The 268-nt window shown below is 39.6% G+C and carries 1 pseudogene; it reads left to right on the top strand.

Annotation, left to right across the window (positions count from 1 at the left end):
- Positions 1 to 28 precede the first annotated feature (28 nt).
- Positions 29 to 268 (top strand): annotated as a pseudogene (locus tag AAEY75_RS15370) (hypothetical protein); the annotation flags it as partial.

Raw genomic sequence — 268 nt, forward strand, 5'->3', positions numbered from 1 at the left:
TTTAATATCGCTTGCGACAGCTTTTTTTATGCTTAATACCAGTAGCGCTTTTGCTAAAGATCTAGCAGATACTGCGGTGCAAGCACCATTAGTTAAGCCTAAAGTGATTATTTTTGATGTGAATGAAACCTTGTTAGATCTTGAAAATATGCGCGCCTCTGTGGGTAAAGCGCTTAATGGCCGTGAAGATTTACTGCCATTATGGTTCTCAACCATGCTGCATCATTCTTTAGTAGTTTCAGCTACAGGTGATTACCAAACGTTTGGT

It is taken from the genome of Psychrobacter sp. TB55-MNA-CIBAN-0194 (assembly GCF_040309505.1).
GTDB lineage: Bacteria > Pseudomonadota > Gammaproteobacteria > Pseudomonadales > Moraxellaceae > Psychrobacter > Psychrobacter fozii.